Here is a 16,696-nt window from a genome sequence, read left to right as displayed (position 1 = left end):
GCCGTGCCGACCGGAGCCGGACCGGCTGTTCAGCGGGTCAGTACCAGTGCGGCGAGCGGGCCTGCCACGCCGACAGCGCACCGCACGGTGTGCCGTAGCGGTCGGAGATGTAGTTCATGCCCCAGATGATCTGGGTGGCGGCGTTGGTGACGTAGTCGGCGCCCACCGAGGCCATCTTGCTGGCCGGGAGCGACTGAGGGATGCCGTAGGCGCCGCTCGAGGGGTTGTAGGCGTTGGCGCGCCATCCGGATTCCCCGATCCAGAGCTGCACGAGGCAGTCGAACTGCCCGCCGCCCCAGCCGTAGTTGCCCATCTGGCTCGCGGCGAAGGCCTGGGCCTCGGCGGGGGAGGCGACTTCGCCGCTGCCGGGAACCCAGGCGCTGCCCGGCTGCTCCTCCTCGGCGGCCTTGGCACGCTCGGCCGCCTTGGCGGCCTCCTCGGCGGCGCGTTGGGCCGCCTTGTAGGCCTCGCTCGCGAGGTAGGCGCGTTCGACCTCGACGCTGCGGTCGTTGAGAGTGGCCAGCTGCGCGGTGAGGGTCTGCTTGCGGGTCTGGTTGTCGGCGACCTTCGCGTCGGCGACGGCCTGAGCGTCCTCGGCGGCGGCGAGACGCTCGTTGGCCTCGGTGGCGAGCCGGTCGCGCTCTGCCCTCGCCCGGTCGGCCTGAGCGGTGAGGGCATCGGCGGTGTTCTGCGCGGCCACCGCGCGGTCGCGGATGCCGGCAGTCTGCTCGGTGAGCTTCGACATCGTGCCGAGCCGGTAGAGAAGCTGGTCGGACTGCTTCTGCTCGAGGATGAGGTTGAGGGTCGAGTCGCCGCCCGCCCGGTAGAGCTGGGCGACCAGCTGCCCGATCTGCGCCTTGGCCGTGTCGGCTTTGGTCTGCGCGTCGGCGGCCTGTGCGGTCAGCGTGTCGGCGTATCCGCTCGCCGCCTGGAGGTCGTAGCTCGCCTTGAGGTACTCCTGGCCGCGCGCGAACGCCTCGTCGGCCCGGGCTGCGGCCTCGTCTTCGAGGGTGGCGATGATGGAGGTGATGTTCTCGACCTCCTGCTGCTTCGCCTGGGCGTTCTGCTTGGCCGCCTGCACGTCGTCCCAGGTGGGGTCGTCGCGGACGAGGGGTGCGGCGGATGCGGGCAGGCCGACGCCCAGCACCAGGGCCGCGGTGACCGTGACGACTGTCCAACTGCGCGCGGAGGGCTTCCACATGGCCTCCAGACTATGTGACGAATGTGAAAATTGTGCAGAAAGGTGTCGCGCGCCGCGGGAGCTGCACGACGCTGCCGCTACGATGCGGGCATGGAAGCGGTGATCCCCGAGGGCTGGACCGACTTCGCCGTGGCCAGCGCGGGCGCGGCGGGGGCGCTGGCGGGTCTGATCATGGTCGTCATCTCGGTGAACGTGAAGGAGATCATCCAGGGCGAGAGCCTCCCGTCGCGTGCTGTGGCGACCATCGCCTCGGTCGTGGTCATCCTGGTCGGCTCCGTCGCGATGCTCATCCCGGGGCAGCCGCTTCTCGTGCTGGGCGTCGAGATGGTGGTCTTCGCGGCGATCGCCGTGGCGTTGCAGATCGACGCCGTGCGGCGCATGTACGCCTCGCACGGCAGCTCGGGCGCGTGGGGAAGGCTCGCGCAGGTGTTGCTGGGGGTGGGATCGCCGCTCTGGGTCGCCGCGGGAGGAGTCGCCCTCGTCGCCTCGGCGCCGTGGGGTCTGTACCTCGTCGCCGTCGGCTTCATCTCGATCTTCATGGCGGCCGTGCTGAACGCCTGGGTGCTCATGATCGAGATCCTGCGTTAGAAATCCCGTCTCGGATTCGGAATAAACTCCCATCTCGATGCATTTGTATCGAGGTGGCCGGTCTCCGCGCCCCAATCCGACTCGTACCGACTCACGAAGAGAGAAACCATGACTGACACCCTCTCCATCCCCGGCTTCAAGGCAGGCACCTGGACCGTCGACCCCTCCCACTCGGAGGTCGGCTTCAGCGTGCGTCACATGCTCATCAGCAAGGTGAAGGGCACCTTCGACAGCTTCGACGCGACCTTCGTCACGACCGACAACCCGCTCGAGACCAAGGTCACCGCCGAGGCCGACGTCGCCTCGGTGAACACCAACGACAAGAACCGCGACGGCCACCTCGCGACCAACGACTTCTTCAACGCCCCCGAGTTCCCGAAGATCACCTTCGTCTCCACCGGCGTGCGCCAGGAGGGCGGCGACTTCAAGGTCGACGGCGACCTCACCATCAAGGGTGTCACGAAGCCCGTCACCTTCGACGTCGAGTTCGGCGGCTTCGGCACCGACGCCTACGGCAACTACAAGGCCGGGTTCGAGGCCAAGACCGAGATCGACCGCAACGACTTCGGCGTGAACTGGAACGCCGCGCTCGAGACCGGCGGCGTGCTGGTGGGCGACAAGGTCACCATCACGCTCGACATCCAGGCGGCGCTGCAGGCCTGATCGGCGGCCACAGGGCACCACGACACGACGCCGGCGGACAGTGTTCCGCCGGCGTCGTGCTGTGTCGGTGGCAGGTATCGCGGTGGGTCGTCCACAGGGCGTTCTCGGCGCTCCGCTCTCCACAGATCGCCCGGCCCGCCGTCCGAACGGGCGTCGTCTGCCGATCCTGACTGCATGACCGTTCTCGCTTCGCCACAACCCCGCCCACCCGCTCCTGCTCACGAACCGCCCTCCCTCCTGCCGAGTCCTCCCCGTCGCCGGGAAGCGATGGCCGACGTCGCCGCAGTGCTGGGCTACCTGCCCGAGAACTCCCTCGTGCTCAGGCTGCGGAGAGGCCCCCGGCCGGTGGCGATCATCAGGGTCGATCTACCCGGGGCCGGGCAGGCCGAGGGCTTCGCACGCACGATCGTCGCCCTTGCCGATCGCGTGCGGAAGGTCGTCGTCGTCGACATCCTCGTGTTCGGTCGAGCCCCGCTCGTCGCCGCCGCTGTCGCGAGGGCGCTCATCGACTCGGGCTACCCGATCGGATTGAGCCTGTGCCTCGCGGACGACGAGGGGGGCGGTCCGTCGCAGCGCGAGTCGGTGGGTGATCCGCACCACGGGAAGTTCGTGCCTCTCGAGAGGCTCACCGACGCCAGAAGGGCCGGCGCGTCGACCGTCGTCCGTCGAGTCGATGAGCTCCGGGAGATCGCGCGGCACTCGTCCGGCGGGTCTGACGCGGCGGCATCAGACCCGCTCGTCGCGCTCAGGGCGTGGCGAGGGGCGTTCCGTGGGTCACGGTGTGCTCCCTCCGAGGCGCGACGCGTCGTGCTGGCCTGCACTCTCCGCAGCGCCTCGGTGCGTGACTGCGTGCTTGTGCAGAGCGCCTGGGGCTTCGACGCTGCACGCGCGGTGCTGGCCGAGTCGCTCCGCGAGCCGGCGGTCGGCGTGCACGACGAGCCGGGCGGCCACCTCGCGCGCTACCTCGGGATGCGGCGGCTCGCCGGCGCGGCCGGTGCGACCGGTGCGGGCACGGGAGGGGAACTCGAAGCGCCGCCGCCGTGGCGGGTGCGCAGGGCGGTCGAGGTACTGCGGTCGGTGGCGGAGGTGAGCCCGGGGGAGCTCGCTGCTGCTCCGCTCGGCATTCTCGCCTGGCTCGAGTGGGGGCGTGGCCGCGGCACGGCCGCGGGCGCCTATCTCGACCTCGCACGGGCCGCAGACCCCGGGAACCGGCTCGCCCTCGGGCTGATCGCCCTGGTCGACCACGGCATCATGCCCGAGTGGCTGCACTGATGCCAGACTTCGCCGCCCGGTCAGGGGTGGGTGCCGCTGCGACGACCGCGCGGTCAGTGGCCGGTGAGGGGGCTGAGGAGGCGGGCCGCCAGGGAGCGTCGGCCGGTGACCGATTCCTCGAGGTCGGCGGCGCCGGTGCCCACGAGTCCGAGGTTGGCGCCGACGAATCGCAGGGGTTCCGGCTCCCACTTGGGCGAGAGGTGATTCACCCAAGGCAGGCGGGTGAGCTTCGACTCGCCGCCGCCCACGAGGTCTGCCAGGGTGCGGCCGGCCAGATTCGTGGTGCTCAGCCCGTCGCCCACGTAGCCGCCCGCGAAGCCCACACCCGTGCGGGGGTTGTAGCTCGCGGTGGGGTGCCAGTCGCGGGGCACCCCGAGTGGGCCGCCCCAGCGGTGCGTCACCTCGACGCCGCGCGCGGCCGGGAACAGCTCCCCGAGGGTGCGCTCGAGGTGCGCGAACACCCGGTCGACGCGGTCGTGGTCGGGCTTGATCGAGCTGCCCCAGTGGTAGCGCGCTCCGCGGCCGCCGAAAGCGAAGCGGTCGTCGGCCGTGCGCTGCCCGTAGATGAGCAGGTGCCGGTAGTCGGAGAAGGTCGTGCCGTGAGTGATGCCGAGTTCGTCCCACAGCTCCGCGGGCAGCGGCTCGGTGGCGATCATCAGCGAGTAGAGCGGCAGGATGCGCCGGCCGACTCCCGGCAGCTGCGCACCGTAGCCCTCGGTCGCGATGATGAGCGACCCGCAGCTGATGAGTCCCTCGCCCCCCGCCCCCGAGAACAACGCACGGCCGGGAGCCCACTCGACGATCTCGGTCTTCTCGGCGATCACCACCCCCATCGCCTCCACGACGCGGGCGAGGCCGCGCACGAGCTTGGCGGGGTGCAGTCGCGCGCACGCGGGGTCGAAGCTCGCGGCGAGCGACGAGGTGGCGGCGAGTGCCCGGGCGTGGGGGTCGTCGTGTCCGCCGGGGGTGACCAGCTCGAGGCGGTCGACGCCGAAGGCGCGTGCCTCGTCGACCTCGCTCTGGGCCGCGGCCCGCTGCACGGTGTCGCGGGCGAACACGAGGGTTCCACCTCGCTCGAAGTCGCAGTCGATGCCCTCGGCCGCGGTCACCCTGCCGACCTCGTCGACCGTGTCGATCATCGCCTCCCGCATGTCGCGCGCGGCGTCGTCGCCGTAGAGGCGCCGGAGCGCCGACGTCGACTTCGGGAACAGTGCCGAGCACCACCCGCCGTTGCGGCCCGAGGCGCCGAAGCCGGCGAACTCCCTCTCCACCACGGTCACCCGCACAGTGGGGTCGGCCTTCTTCAGGTAGTACGCGGTCCAGAGACCGGTGAGGCCGCCACCCACGATGCACACGTCGGTGTCGAGGTCGCCCGAGAGCGGGGGTCTCGGGCGCAGTTCGTCGGCACCCGACTCCGCCAGGGAGTCGAGCCAGAAGGAGAGTTCGCGCTGCCCGCGCGGGGCGCCGCCGCTCAGAGCCTGGTCCAGGCTTCGGAGAGCACTCCCCGCAGGATCTGCTCGATCTCGTCGAACTCGGGTTGACCGATGGTGAGCGGGGGAGCGAGCTGGATGACGGGGTCTCCGCGGTCGTCGGCGCGGCAGTACAGGCCGGCGTCGAACAGCGCCTTCGACAGGAAGCCGCGGAGCAGTCGCTCCGACTCGTCGTCGTCGAACGTCTCCTTCGTCGCCTTGTCCTTCACGAGCTCGATGCCGAAGAAGTATCCGTCGCCGCGCACGTCGCCGACGATGGGAAGGTCGTACAGCTTCTCGAGGGTGGCGCGGAACGCGGGCGAGTTCTCGCGCACGTTCTGATTGAGGCCCTCTTCTTCGAAGATGTCGAGGTTCTCGAGGGCCACCGCCGCCGAGACGGGGTGACCCGCGAAGGTGTAGCCGTGATAGAACGCGGTCTGCCCGTGCTTGAACGGCTCGTACACGCGCTCGTTCACGATGGTGGCGCCGATGGGGGAGTACCCACTCGTCATCGCCTTCGCGCAGGTGATCATGTCGGGCACGAAACCATAGCTGTCGCAGGCGAAGTAATTGCCGATGCGGCCGAAGGCGCAGATGACCTCGTCGCTCACGAGCAGCACGTCGTACTTGTCGCAGATCTCCCGAACACGCTGGAAGTAACCGGGAGGGGGCGGGAAGCACCCGCCGGAGTTCTGCACCGGCTCGAGGAAGACCGCGGCGACCGTCTCGGGGCCCTCGAACAAGATCATCTCCTCGATGCGGTTCGCCGCCCACAGCCCGAACTCCGCCTCCGTTCCGGTGAAGCCCATCTCACCGGCACGGTAGAAGTTGGTGTTGGGCACGCGGAAGCCGCCCGGCGTGACGGGCTCGAACATCTCCTTCATTGCGGGGATGCCGGTGATGGCGAGCGCGCCCTGCGGGGTGCCGTGATACGCGATCGAGCGCGAGATGACCTTGTGCTTCGTGGGCCGGCCCTGGAGCTTCCAGTAGTACTTCGCGAGCTTGAACGCCGTCTCGACCGCCTCGCCGCCTCCGGTGGAGAAGAACACGCGGTTGAGGTCGCCGGGCGCCAGGTCGGCGAGCCTGTCGGCGAGCTCGATGGCGGAGGGGTGGGCGTACGACCAGATGGGGAAGAACGCGAGCTCCTCCGCCTGCTTGGCGGCGACCTCGGCGAGCCGCCTACGGCCGTGGCCGGCGTTCACCACGAACAGGCCCGACAGGCCGTCGATGTACTTCTTGCCGGTGGAGTCCCAGATGTGATGGCCCTCGCCGCGGGTGATGATGGGCACTCCCGCGCCCGACTCCATCACCGATTGCCGGGCGAAGTGCATCCACAGGTGGTCGCGGGCCATCTCCTGCAGTTCGGCGTCGGAACGGTTCCCTCGCGTGGAGGCGGCGGAGACTGTCTGTTCGGTGCTTGTCATCGTGTTCCCCAGTTGTAGAGCTGCTTGTGCAGCTTCAGATAGACGAAGGTCTCGGTGGTGTGCACGCCCTCGATCTTGCGGATCTCGGCGTTCAGCAGGGCGATCAGGTCGTCGTCGTCCTCGCAGACCACCTCGGCCAGGATGTCGAAGGTGCCCGCGGTGAGCACCACGTAGTCGACGGCGGGCATGGCGGCGAGGGCCTCCGCGACGACACGGGTGTCGCCCGAGACCTTCAGGCCGATCATCGCCTGGCGGTAGAAGCCGAGCTGCAGCGGGTCGGTCACCGCGACGATCTGCATCACGCCGGAGTCGGTGAGTCGCTGCACGCGCTGCCGCACCGCGGCCTCGCTCAACCCGACGGCCTTGCCGATCTCGGCGTAGGACTTGCGCCCGTCGACCTGCAACTGCTCGATGATCGCCTTGGAGGTGTCGTCGAGCTGAGGAGATCGCTGTCTCGTTGCCATGTCTCGATCTTGTCAGCCCGAGACGCCCGCAGCAAGCGAATCCGTCGTTCAGCGTGCTGAGTAATGCCGAAAACATCTGTCGACGCGCGTCGCTGGCGGTGCCGTCGCTCCGACGGCTAGCGTTGCCGGATGGGCAGCCTCCGATTCGTCCCCGCCCGCGCTGCCGACCCCGCGAGCTGGGCCCTCCTGGCCTCCTGGCCCGCGCTGGTGCTCCTTCCCTCGACCACGGCTCCGGGCGTCGTCGATGCCGTCTGGCACGCGGTCGCCGACGAGGCGGGCGGCGCGCCGAGCCTCGAGACCATCGTCTCCGCCATCCCCCTGCGCGGCGACCATGCGGTGGAGTCGTTCGCCGTCGTGCTCCTCGCGCCGGACGGCGTCGGCACCGCCACCGCGGTGGTACGGGGGAGCGCCTCCGTCGACCTCCACTCGGTGGGCGGAGCGCGCCGCTTCGGGTCGGCCGGCGTGCAACCGTGGGCGCTCGCCGAATTCCCCGCCGTCACCGCCGTCGCGCTGGGGCGCCTGGCGCCCGTTCCCGAGTCGGTGCTGCGCCCGCCGCCCGGCGGCCGACGCTTCGAGCGCGGTGTCGTCGAGGTGTCGAGCGTCGTCTGGGCCGCCGATCCCGAGCCCTGGGAGAGCTGCACCGGCGCGGCCGACGTCTCCGACACCGTGGTCGGCGCGCCCCGCGCGACCCGCACCGACGACGACGCGACAGACGAGACCGCACACGCCGCACAGACCGCACAGGCCGTCGAGGCCGCCGACGACACCCCCGAACCGGCGCCCCCTCCGCTCTTCGTCCTCAGCGTGAACGGCGGCCCCGCGCATCCGCTCGACGGTGCCGTGGTGATCGGCCGGCGGCCGGCGCAGCGCCCCTCCGAGGCCCTCCGCGACAGCCCGTCGGATGCGCGCCCTCCCACCGTCGTCACCGTCCCCTCGCCGTCGGGCGAGGTGTCGGCGCGGCACGTCGAGATCGCCAGGAGCGGTCGCACGGTCGTCATCACGGACCTGCGCTCGACCAACGGGACGAGGGTCACCCTCCCCGACGGGACGACGCTGCGACTGCGTCAAGGGGATTCGGCCGTCGCAACCCGGTCGGCTATCGTCGAGATCGGGGATGGAAACGTTATCCACATCTCGTCGCCGGTGCCGTCCAGCCCCGGGACGAGCGTCTAGTATCCCGGGATAGTCGTCAGGAGATGTCGTGACCCAGATCGGTCGTTCGAGCGCGCGCGTGAGCGTCACACGCGACGGGGTGCCCGCGCGCCAGGTGACGCTGGCCTGGGCGGCTCTCACCGACAAGGGCACCAAGCGCGCCATGAACGAAGACAGCGCGCTGTCCGAGATGCCGCTCTTCGTGGTCGCCGACGGCATGGGCGGGCACTCCGCGGGCGACATCGCGAGCAGAGCGGTGGTCACCCGCCTCTCGGGCATCACCGATGCCGTCACCGACGCCGCGACCATCGAGAAGGCGCTCGCCGAGGCACTCGACGACATCGACAAGGTGGGCGACGAGTCGGTGCTCGGCACCGGCACCACCGTCACGGGGGTCGCCCTCGCCGAGATCGACGACGACCTCGCCTGGCTGGTGTTCAACATCGGCGACTCCCGCGTCTACCTCTTCGACGGCGACGAGCTGCGGCAGCTCACCACCGACCACTCGGTGGTGCAGGAGCTGCTCGACGCGGGTCTCATCACCCGCGAGCAGGCGGAGCACCACCCCGACAGCAACGTCATCACGCGCGCCGTGGGCTTCCACGAGAGGCCGGTCCCCGACTACGAGACGCTTCCCGTCGCGGCCGGCCAGCGCATCCTGGTCTGCTCCGACGGCCTCACCAAAGAGCTCACCGACTACGGCATCAAGCACTACCTCGCCACCACCTCCACTCCCGAGCGCGCTGTCGACGAACTCGTCGCCGCCGCCCTGGCGAACGGGGGGCGCGACAACGTGACCGTGGTGGTGCTCGACGTGGAATCCGACCAGGCGGTCGACGACCAGGCAGGCGGGGGCCGCCGCAGCAATCGCAGCTGAGGCGGCGATGGCTCGGCGACTCCCCTCCGCTCCACCCACCCTCCCCGGGTTCTCACCCGTGCGTGTGCTCGGGTCGGGCGGCTTCGCCGACGTGTTCCTGTTCGAGCAGAACCTGCCGCGCCGGCAGGTCGCCGTGAAGGTGATGCTGCCCGAGGTGGTGAACGAGCACGTCAGGCGCATGTTCCGGGTCGAGGCCGACCTCATGGCAGGGCTGAGCGCCCACCCGGCGATCCTCACCGTGTATCAGGCCGGCGTCTCCTCCGACGGGCGGCCCTACCTGGTCATGGAACTGTGCAGCTCCTCCCTCGGCCAGCGCTACCGCAGCGAGCCGCTACCCGTCGCCGAAGTCCTCCGCATCGGGGTGAAGATCGCGGGCGCTCTGCAGACGGCTCACGAGCAGGGCATCCTGCACCGCGACGTGAAGCCCTCGAACATCCTGCTCACGGCCTACGACGCCCCGGTGCTCTCTGACTTCGGCATCTCGTCGGGGGCGAAGGGGATCGCCCCGGCGGATGCGGTGGGCCTGTCCATCCCCTGGTCGGCACCCGAGGTGGTCACCGAGGCCACGAGCGGCACCGTCGCCTCCGAGGTGTGGGCGCTCGGGGCCACGCTGTACTCGCTGCTCGCCGGCCGCTCGCCGTTCGAGGTGCCCGGCGCGACGACCGCCCCCGTTGAGCTCGCGCGCCGCATCGTGAAGTCGCGCCTGCCCGCCCTGGGCCGCGCCGACGTGCCCGCCTCGCTCGAGGAGGTGCTCGCCAGGGCGCTCTCGAAAGACCCGGAGCGACGCCAGCAGACGGTGCTCGAGCTGCTGCGCGAGCTGCAGGCCGTCGAGATCGAGCTGGGTCTCTCGCCCACGCCCGCCGAGGTGACCGCGGCCGAGTGGGCGACGGGCGACATCGGTCGCGACCCCGCCGACCGCACGGTGCTCGCGCCGCAGAGCGGATCGACGGGGGCGGAGGTAGCCGGAGCGCACGGTGCGGGGGTCTCGGCTGCCGGAACCACGGGCCACGACCCGGTCGGCAGAGCGCGAGGGGGAGGCCCGCGCCGCGCCCGCCGGGGCACGGCCACCCACGCGACCGGCTCGCCGGCCGGCGCCCCCACCGTGGGAGGGGCGACCTCCGCCCAGGGCCCCACTCGTGCCACGCCCGTGACGTCGGGCGCCGGCCGGCGACACCGACGGCGTCGCACGATCACCCTCGTCGTCGCGGGCGCCCTCGCCGTCGTCGCGGCGCTCGCCGTGATGCTGGGTCTCGTGGTCGTGCAGGCGCCGGGTGGCGCGGCGATCCCGCGCGTCGGCGAGATCTCGGTCGAGGCGCAGGCGGGCAGCATCCGCTTCAGCTGGGCCGACCCCGGCCTCAAGCCTGGCGACAGCTACCGCGTCACCACCGGCGACGGGCGCACCTCGTTGCAGCGTCAGCCCGAGTTCGTCGCCACCCCCGATGGCGGCGACCGTGTCTGCATCACGGTGGCGGTGGTGCGCGCCGGCAAGGCCGGCGAGAGCGGCTCCGAGAGATGCGCCGACACGCCGTGAGCACCCCCGCCCCGCCCCGCCGCGACCGCCCCCGCCGCTCGACCGTGCTGACCGCGGCCGCGACGGTGACGCTGGTGGCCCTCGTCGCCGTGGCCGCCGTGGTCTCGGGCGGCTACACGGCCGAGCGAATGGATCTCGACGACGACACCGTCTGGGTCACCAGCGAGGTGCATCAGGCGGTAGCCCGCGCCAACCCGCGCGTCGGCGAACTGAACTCGGCGGTGCGCCTCGACTCCAGCTCGCTCACCGTGAGTCAGTTCGGGCAGACGGTCGTGGTGTCGGAGCTCGGCGGGGGCGAGGCGAGGCTCCTCGACACCGCGCGGGCCGATGTCGACGACAGCTTCGCCCTCCCCGTCGGCGATGTCGCGGTGACGGTGGGGGAGCGTGTGTCGTCGGTCTTCTCGCGCACCACCGGCGACCTCTGGGTGACCGCCACCTCGGCACTCGCGGCCTTCGACCCGTCCGCCCCGCCCGACCTCACTCTCGGCGCCGGCGGCGACGCCGTGCTGGCGCCCGACGGTTCGGTCTACGCCGTCTCGCCGGCCGGTTCGACCGTCTTCACCGTCCCGCCCACCGTCGCGCTCGGAGACACCACCGCCGCCCCCAGGTCGGCGCCGATCGAGCTGCGGGCCGGCGCCGACGTGTCGATCTCGGCGGTCGGCGACGAGTGGGTGGTGCTCGACCGCGATGGGGGCGGCCTCGTCACGGCGGCCGGCGAGCTCTCCGTCGACCTCGGCACGGCGATCCCGGCCGAGCAGGTCCAGGATGCACGTGCTCCGGTTCTCCAAGCGCCCACCGCCGCGGAGGAGGCGACACCGGGTGCAGTTCTGGTCGCCACCGCCGACTCCCTGCTCGAGGTCCCCCTCGACGGCACCGCGCCCCGCACCGTGTCGGCCGGCCACGACGGCACGGCAGCTCCCCCCGTGCGGGTCGGCCCCTGCTGGTACGCCGCCTGGACCGACGGCTCCACGTGGAGCCGCTGCGGCGACGCCGACCCCCGCGTCGGCGCGCTCGAGGGCATGACCGGTCGAGCGAAGCCGGTGTTCCGCACCAACGGCACCGGGGCCGTGGTGCTGAGCGACGCGGTCACGGGGCGCTCGTGGGACGTCGCTCGACGGGGCGGCGTGATCGACGACTGGTCGGCCCTGCTCCCCGACCCCGCCGCGGGTGCCGACTCCGAGACTCCCGTCACCGACGAGACGCCGGAGCTCGACCCGGTGCAACGGCCGCCCGTCGCCGTCGACGACGAGCTCGGGGCGCGGCCGGGCCGGTCGACGCTGCTCCCGGTGCTGCTCAACGACTACGACCCCAACGACGACGTGATCGTCATCGACTCCGTCGACGTGCCGGAGGGCGTCGACGGGAGCATCGACATCGTCTCCGACGGTCAGCAGCTGCAGCTCACGCTCCCCGCCCAGGCGGTGGGCGCGCTCGCCTTCGGCTACACCGTCTCCGACGGTCGTGGTGGCACCTCCTCCGCCGTCGTGCGAGTGACGGTTCGTGCACCGGGCGAGAACTCCCCGCCGGTGCAGAGCGCGAGGCCTCCGCTCGACGTCGGCCTGGGCGGGCGGGCCGAGATCGACGTGCGGAGCGATTGGTTCGACCCCGACGGCGACGCCTTCTACCTGCTCTCGGCAGGCACCGCCGAGCCCGACACCGTGTCGTTCACCCCCGAGGGCCGCATCGCCTTCGCCGACTCGGGCCAGAGCACCGGCGACAAGGAGATCGTGCTCACGGTGAGCGACGGCCAGGCCTCGACCACCGGAACCCTCGCCGTGCGGAGCGCGCCGCCGGAGGAGGTGCCCCTCGCCGTCGACGGGTGGGTGGCGCAGGTGCGCGTCGGCGAGGAGGTCGTGCTCGCACCGCTCGACTACGTCACCGGCGGCGGGCCGCAGCTCCGGCTCGCCAATGTTCCGGCCCAGGACGGCCTCTCGCTCGACACCGACTACTCGGGCGGCACCGTGAGGCTCACGGCGCTCGCCGCGGGCTCGCAGCTGGTCGAGGTGGCGGTGGGAGACGGCGCACGCACCGCATCCGGCGTCGTCAGGGTGATCGCGAGCGTGCCGCCCGACGCGAGCACCCGCCCGGTGACCGTGCCGCACGCGGCATTCGCCCGGCAGGCCGAGAGCGTGCTGGTCGACGTGCTCTCGCGCGACTTCGACCCGGCGGGCGGGGTGCTCATCGTCACCGCCGCCGGCGGCGGAGATGACGAAGGCGTGCGCGTGGAGGTGCTCGAACAGCGGATGCTGCGGGTCACGCTCACCCGCCCCTCGGAGTCTCCCGCGACCACGCTGACGTACACCGTGACGAACGGCCTCGCCGAGGCCGACGGCACCGTCACGGTGATCGAGATCCCCGACCCCGGGGTGCGCCAGCCGCCGGTGGCCGAACCCGACACGGTTTCGGTGCGAGTGGGCGATGTCGTCGACATCCCGGTGCTCGAGAACGACGTCCATCCTGACGGCGAGGCGCTGACGCTCGCGCCGCAGCTCGTGCGGGCGCCGCCGGAGTCGGCGGGGCTGCTGTTCACCTCGGGCGACAGGCTGCGCTACCTCGCACCCGCCACCCCGGGCGAGTTCTCCGCCGTCTACCGGGTCGAGGCGCCCGACGGGCAGTGGGCCACCGCATCCGTCTCCATCAGCGTGCGCGAATCCGACCCCACGGCGAACGTCGCTCCGGTTCCCCGGCCACTGACGGCGCGGGTGATGGCGGGCGAGACGGTGCGCATCCCCATCCCCCTGGGCGGGATCGACCCCGACGGCGATTCGGTGCAGTTGCTCGGAGTCGACCGGGCACCCGGGAAGGGCGCCGTCACCGCCACCGGCCCCGACTGGATCGATTACACGGCAGGCGACTACTCCAGCGCAACCGACGAGCTCGGGTACACCGTCGTCGACCGCCTCGGCGCCCGCGCGACGGGCACGGTGCGGGTGGGGATCGCTCCGCGTGTCGAGGGAGCGCGGAACCCGGTCGCCACGGCCGACGAGGTGACGGTGAGGCCAGGTCGCACCGTGCTGGTGAGGGTGCTCGACAACGACTCCGACCCCGATGGCGGTGCGCTCAGCATCACCGGGGTCACGCCGCAGCGGCCCGGAGGCCCCGACGGTGGAGCCGACAGCGTCCGCGCTGGAGGCACCGAAGCCGACACCGACGACGCCGACACCGACGACGCCGGCGAGGAGGCGAGGGTGGTCGACGACCTGGTGTCGATCGTGGCTCCCGAGCAGCCCGGCCGGTACGGCTACGTCTACGACATCGCGAACGAGCGCGGGGGAACCGCGTCGGGCTTCGTCACCCTCGACGTCAGCGACGACGCCCCGCTGCCGCGCCCCGTCGTGGGAGACACGGTGGTGCCGCTCGCCGCCATCCTCGACAGCGACACGGTCGACGTCGACGTGCTCTCGCACGTGTTCTTCGCCGAGGGGTCGGCCCACCGGCTGTGGCTGTCGGTGCAGCCCTCGTTCTCGAGCGTGGCCCGGGTCGTCGACGGCGGGGTGCGGGTGCGGGTGCTGCAGGCGCAGCAGATCATCCCGTTCACGGTCGCCCACCCCGACGACCCGAACCTGCGGTCGTCGGGGTTCATCTGGGTTCCCGGCCTCGCCGACGCGCTGCCGCAGCTGCGGGCGGGCGCCCCGAAGCTCACCGTGCGCTCGGGAGCGGAGCTGCGTATCGACCTCGACGAGCAGGTGGTGGTCGTGGGCGGAGGGCGGCCGGTCGTCGCCGACCCCAGCACCGTGCGCGCGACCCATGGCGACGGCGCGCCGCTGGTCGTCGACGACGACACCCTCGCCTTCCGCAGCGAGGAGGGGTATTTCGGGCCTGCCTCGGTGTCGTTCGAGGTCGCCGACGGCTCCGGCCCCGGTGCCCGGCGAGCGACCCTCGTGCTGCCCGTCACCGTCACGCCCCGCGCCGACCAGCCCCCGGTGCTGAACGGGGCGGCCATCGAGATGGAACCCGGCCAGCGACGCACCCTCGATCTCGCCAGACTCACCACGGTGCCGGGTGGCCGCGCGGCGCCGCTGACGTTCGAGCTGCTCGACCCGCGGCCGACCGCGTTCAGCGCGGTGCTCGTCGGCTCCTCGCTCACGCTCGAGCTGCCCGATTCCGCCGTGCGCGGGAGCGCAGGCGCGATCACGGTGGGTGTCTCGAGCGACGGCACGGCGGGGCGGGCGGGGCGCATCGACGTCACCGTCGTCTCGTCGACCCGGCCGCTCGCCGCTCCTGCCACAGACACGGTCGATGCCCGGCGTGGCACCACGACCTCCGTCGACGTGCTCGCCAACGACCAGGCGACGAACCCCTTCCCCGAGACCCCCCTCCGCGTCATCGCCGTGCGGGGCGCCGACGCGGCGAGGCTGTCGGCGGGGCTCGGCATCCAGCCGAGCGCCGACCGATCGCGGCTTCAGGTCACCGCCGCCGCCGACGCGGCTCCGGGCGACGTCACGGTGCAGTACCAGGTCGCCGACGCCACCGGTGCTCCCGAACGGGCCACCTGGGGGAGCGTCCGCATCCGGTTGCTCGACCGCCCAGACCCCGTGCGGCAGCTCGCCGTGACCGGCTTCGGAGACCGCACCATCGCGCTCTCGTTCTCCCCGGGCCCCGCCAACAACTCGCCCATCACAGGCTTCGACGTCACCGCGCAGAGCACGTCGGGTGCCTCGGTCACCACGAGGTGCGGTGGCACCTCCTGCGTCGTCGGCACTCCGGCGAACGGGCCCGAGAACCCGGTGAGCCTCAGCGTCGTCGCCCGCAACGGCGTGGGGGCCTCCGAGGCCGCGGTCTACGCGGCACCGGTCTGGTCCGACGTCTTGCCCAACGCTCCGGCAGACCTCGTCGCGCGCCCGCTCGACGGAGCGCTCGAGCTCAGCTGGGGGGCGTCGTCGGTGCAGGGGGGTGGCTCGGCGGTGCGGCAGTACGACGTGACCGTCGACGGCCGTCTCGTGCAGACTCTCGACGCCTCGGGGGCAGATTGCGACGCCGCCGGGTGCACGACGCGGGTCTCCGGGCTCGCCAACGGATCCTCCGCCTCGGTGAGCGTCACCGCCCGCAACGGAGCGTTGCCCGCGCTCGCGGTCTGGGCGTCGTCGACCACCGCTGCCACCCCGTACGGCCCTCCGCTCGCCGCCGCCGTGAACGCTGCGGTCGACCCCGCCGCCGCCCTCGGCAGGGTGACGCTGAGCTGGGCGGAGTTCCCCTCGAACGGCGACCCCGTCGGCGGCTACTACGCCCAGCTCCTCGCTCCGGGCAGCACCACGGCGCCCACCGGAGCGCAGGCGTGCACGGTGTCGACACCCGCCCCTGGCACGGTCGTCGCACCGCAGACCGGGGGAGCCGTGCTCGCCCAGCAGAGCCTCGACCCTTCGGCCCGCAGCGCCGACTTCAGCGGGCTCGGCGAGGTCGACGCGGGCTACTCGTTCGTGGTCTGGGGCTACAACGCCGCAGGATGCACGGCGTCGGCGATCGCCACGGCCGTCGCGACCCCGAGCCCCGGCAGGGTCGACGCGGCGGCGGTGTCGATGGAGATGGCAGACTCGGGCGACACCGTCGACGTGCGGGTGCTGAGCGCGCCCGTGCCCGGTCCGCTCTCCGACCCGCGCTACCGTGTGCAGCGCGTCGACGCCGGTGGAGCGACCGTCGGGCCTGCGGCGACCTTCACGCTCGGCGGGTTCCCCCGCCAGCTCACCGGGGGAGCGTTCGGCGAGAACTACCGCTTCGTCATCACCGCGTGCAGCACCTGGGGCGGCACCGAGGTGTGCGGCCCGGCCTCCGACCCCGTCACGGCGCCCGAGCCCTCCCTCTCCTTCGACTTCGGTGTCGCGCCGGTCTACTCGGGCGGTGTCTGGAGCTGGCCGAACGGGCCGGCGAACGGCGCGCTCGCACCCCGCTACTTCTGCGGCGGGCCCGGTGCGCCGCCCACGCAGAGCGATCAGGCGGGAACCGCGACCGCCACCTCGTGCACGCCCGCAGCCCCCGCGCCCGCGGCGGGCGAAGCATGGCTGCTGGTGGCGATCGGCGGCCACGAGCGTGTGCTCGTCGGGTAGAGACGTGAAAGCAC

Annotated in this window: 11 protein-coding genes; 7 read left to right on the top strand and 4 right to left on the bottom strand. The window is 72.1% G+C overall.

Features of this window, described 5'->3' with window-relative positions; genetic code table 11:
• Nucleotides 1–37: 37 nt before the first annotated feature.
• Nucleotides 38–1,201 (bottom strand): coiled-coil domain-containing protein, encoded by a 1,164-nt coding sequence (locus tag ABFY20_RS11745; protein ID WP_368496431.1) that lies wholly within the window; start codon nt 1,199–1,201, stop codon nt 38–40.
• Nucleotides 1,202–1,291: 90 nt separating this feature from the next.
• Here ABFY20_RS11745 and ABFY20_RS11740 point away from each other — a divergent pair, with 90 nt between their 5' ends.
• From ABFY20_RS11740 to ABFY20_RS11730, 3 genes are all read left to right on the top strand, one after another.
• Nucleotides 1,292–1,789 carry a hypothetical protein gene (locus tag ABFY20_RS11740; protein WP_368496430.1) on the top strand — a complete coding sequence of 166 codons (498 nt, stop codon included), beginning with the start codon at nt 1,292–1,294 and terminating at the stop codon, nt 1,787–1,789.
• Between the two features lie 108 nt (nt 1,790–1,897).
• Nucleotides 1,898–2,452 (top strand): YceI family protein, encoded by a 555-nt coding sequence (locus ABFY20_RS11735; RefSeq protein ID WP_368496429.1) that lies wholly within the window; start codon nt 1,898–1,900, stop codon nt 2,450–2,452.
• Nucleotides 2,453–2,626: 174 nt separating this feature from the next.
• On the top strand, nt 2,627–3,724 hold the full coding sequence (locus ABFY20_RS11730) for a DUF4192 family protein (protein ID WP_368496428.1): 1,098 nt from the start codon (nt 2,627–2,629) through the stop codon (nt 3,722–3,724).
• A 53-nt stretch (nt 3,725–3,777) separates the two neighbouring features.
• Here ABFY20_RS11730 and ABFY20_RS11725 read toward each other — a convergent pair whose 3' ends face one another.
• From ABFY20_RS11725 to ABFY20_RS11715, 3 genes are all read right to left on the bottom strand, one after another.
• The gene (locus ABFY20_RS11725; RefSeq protein ID WP_368496427.1) at nt 3,778–5,079 is read right to left on the bottom strand and encodes an NAD(P)/FAD-dependent oxidoreductase; all 1,302 of its coding nucleotides are present in this window, start codon (nt 5,077–5,079) and stop codon (nt 3,778–3,780) included.
• Between the two features lie 116 nt (nt 5,080–5,195).
• Nucleotides 5,196–6,617, bottom strand: coding sequence for an aspartate aminotransferase family protein (locus tag ABFY20_RS11720; RefSeq protein ID WP_368496426.1), 1,422 nt, complete (start codon nt 6,615–6,617; stop codon nt 5,196–5,198).
• Nucleotides 6,614–7,081, bottom strand: coding sequence for an Lrp/AsnC family transcriptional regulator (locus ABFY20_RS11715; RefSeq protein ID WP_368496425.1), 468 nt, complete (start codon nt 7,079–7,081; stop codon nt 6,614–6,616). Before ABFY20_RS11715 ends, ABFY20_RS11720 begins: the two co-directional genes overlap by 4 nt.
• Nucleotides 7,082–7,210: 129 nt before the next feature.
• Here ABFY20_RS11715 and ABFY20_RS11710 point away from each other — a divergent pair, with 129 nt between their 5' ends.
• The 4 genes from ABFY20_RS11710 to ABFY20_RS11695 are packed head-to-tail and all read left to right on the top strand — an operon-like array spanning nt 7,211 to nt 16,682.
• A complete protein-coding gene (locus ABFY20_RS11710; RefSeq protein WP_368496424.1) occupies nt 7,211–8,254 on the top strand; it encodes an FHA domain-containing protein in 1,044 nt (347 codons plus the stop codon).
• A 28-nt stretch (nt 8,255–8,282) separates the two neighbouring features.
• Nucleotides 8,283–9,110, top strand: a complete 828-nt coding sequence (locus ABFY20_RS11705; RefSeq protein ID WP_368496423.1) for a PP2C family serine/threonine-protein phosphatase — start codon at nt 8,283–8,285, stop codon at nt 9,108–9,110.
• 7 nt (nt 9,111–9,117) lie between these two features.
• The gene (locus ABFY20_RS11700; RefSeq protein WP_368496422.1) at nt 9,118–10,641 is read left to right on the top strand and encodes a serine/threonine-protein kinase; all 1,524 of its coding nucleotides are present in this window, start codon (nt 9,118–9,120) and stop codon (nt 10,639–10,641) included.
• The gene (locus ABFY20_RS11695) at nt 10,638–16,682 is read left to right on the top strand and encodes an Ig-like domain-containing protein (RefSeq protein WP_368496421.1); all 6,045 of its coding nucleotides are present in this window, start codon (nt 10,638–10,640) and stop codon (nt 16,680–16,682) included. Before ABFY20_RS11700 ends, ABFY20_RS11695 begins: the two co-directional genes overlap by 4 nt.
• Nucleotides 16,683–16,696 lie beyond the last annotated feature (14 nt).

This window comes from Herbiconiux sp. A18JL235 (assembly GCF_040939305.1).
GTDB lineage: Bacteria > Actinomycetota > Actinomycetes > Actinomycetales > Microbacteriaceae > Herbiconiux.
This window is presented reverse-complemented; position numbering and strand designations above follow the sequence as displayed.

What these genes read in the sequence shown, in the direction of transcription:
- ABFY20_RS11730 (WP_368496428.1), top strand. Translation starts at nt 2,627, where the DNA reads ATGACCGTTCTCGCTTCGCCACAACCCCGCCCACCCGCTCCTGCTCAC.
- ABFY20_RS11735 (WP_368496429.1), top strand. Translation starts at nt 1,898, where the DNA reads ATGACTGACACCCTCTCCATCCCCGGCTTCAAGGCAGGCACCTGGACC.
- ABFY20_RS11745 (WP_368496431.1), bottom strand. Translation starts at nt 1,201, where the DNA reads ATGTGGAAGCCCTCCGCGCGCAGTTGGACAGTCGTCACGGTCACCGCG.
- ABFY20_RS11740 (WP_368496430.1), top strand. Translation starts at nt 1,292, where the DNA reads ATGGAAGCGGTGATCCCCGAGGGCTGGACCGACTTCGCCGTGGCCAGC.
- ABFY20_RS11720 (WP_368496426.1), bottom strand. Translation starts at nt 6,617, where the DNA reads ATGACAAGCACCGAACAGACAGTCTCCGCCGCCTCCACGCGAGGGAAC.
- ABFY20_RS11700 (WP_368496422.1), top strand. Translation starts at nt 9,118, where the DNA reads ATGGCTCGGCGACTCCCCTCCGCTCCACCCACCCTCCCCGGGTTCTCA.
- ABFY20_RS11715 (WP_368496425.1), bottom strand. Translation starts at nt 7,081, where the DNA reads ATGGCAACGAGACAGCGATCTCCTCAGCTCGACGACACCTCCAAGGCG.
- ABFY20_RS11710 (WP_368496424.1), top strand. Translation starts at nt 7,211, where the DNA reads ATGGGCAGCCTCCGATTCGTCCCCGCCCGCGCTGCCGACCCCGCGAGC.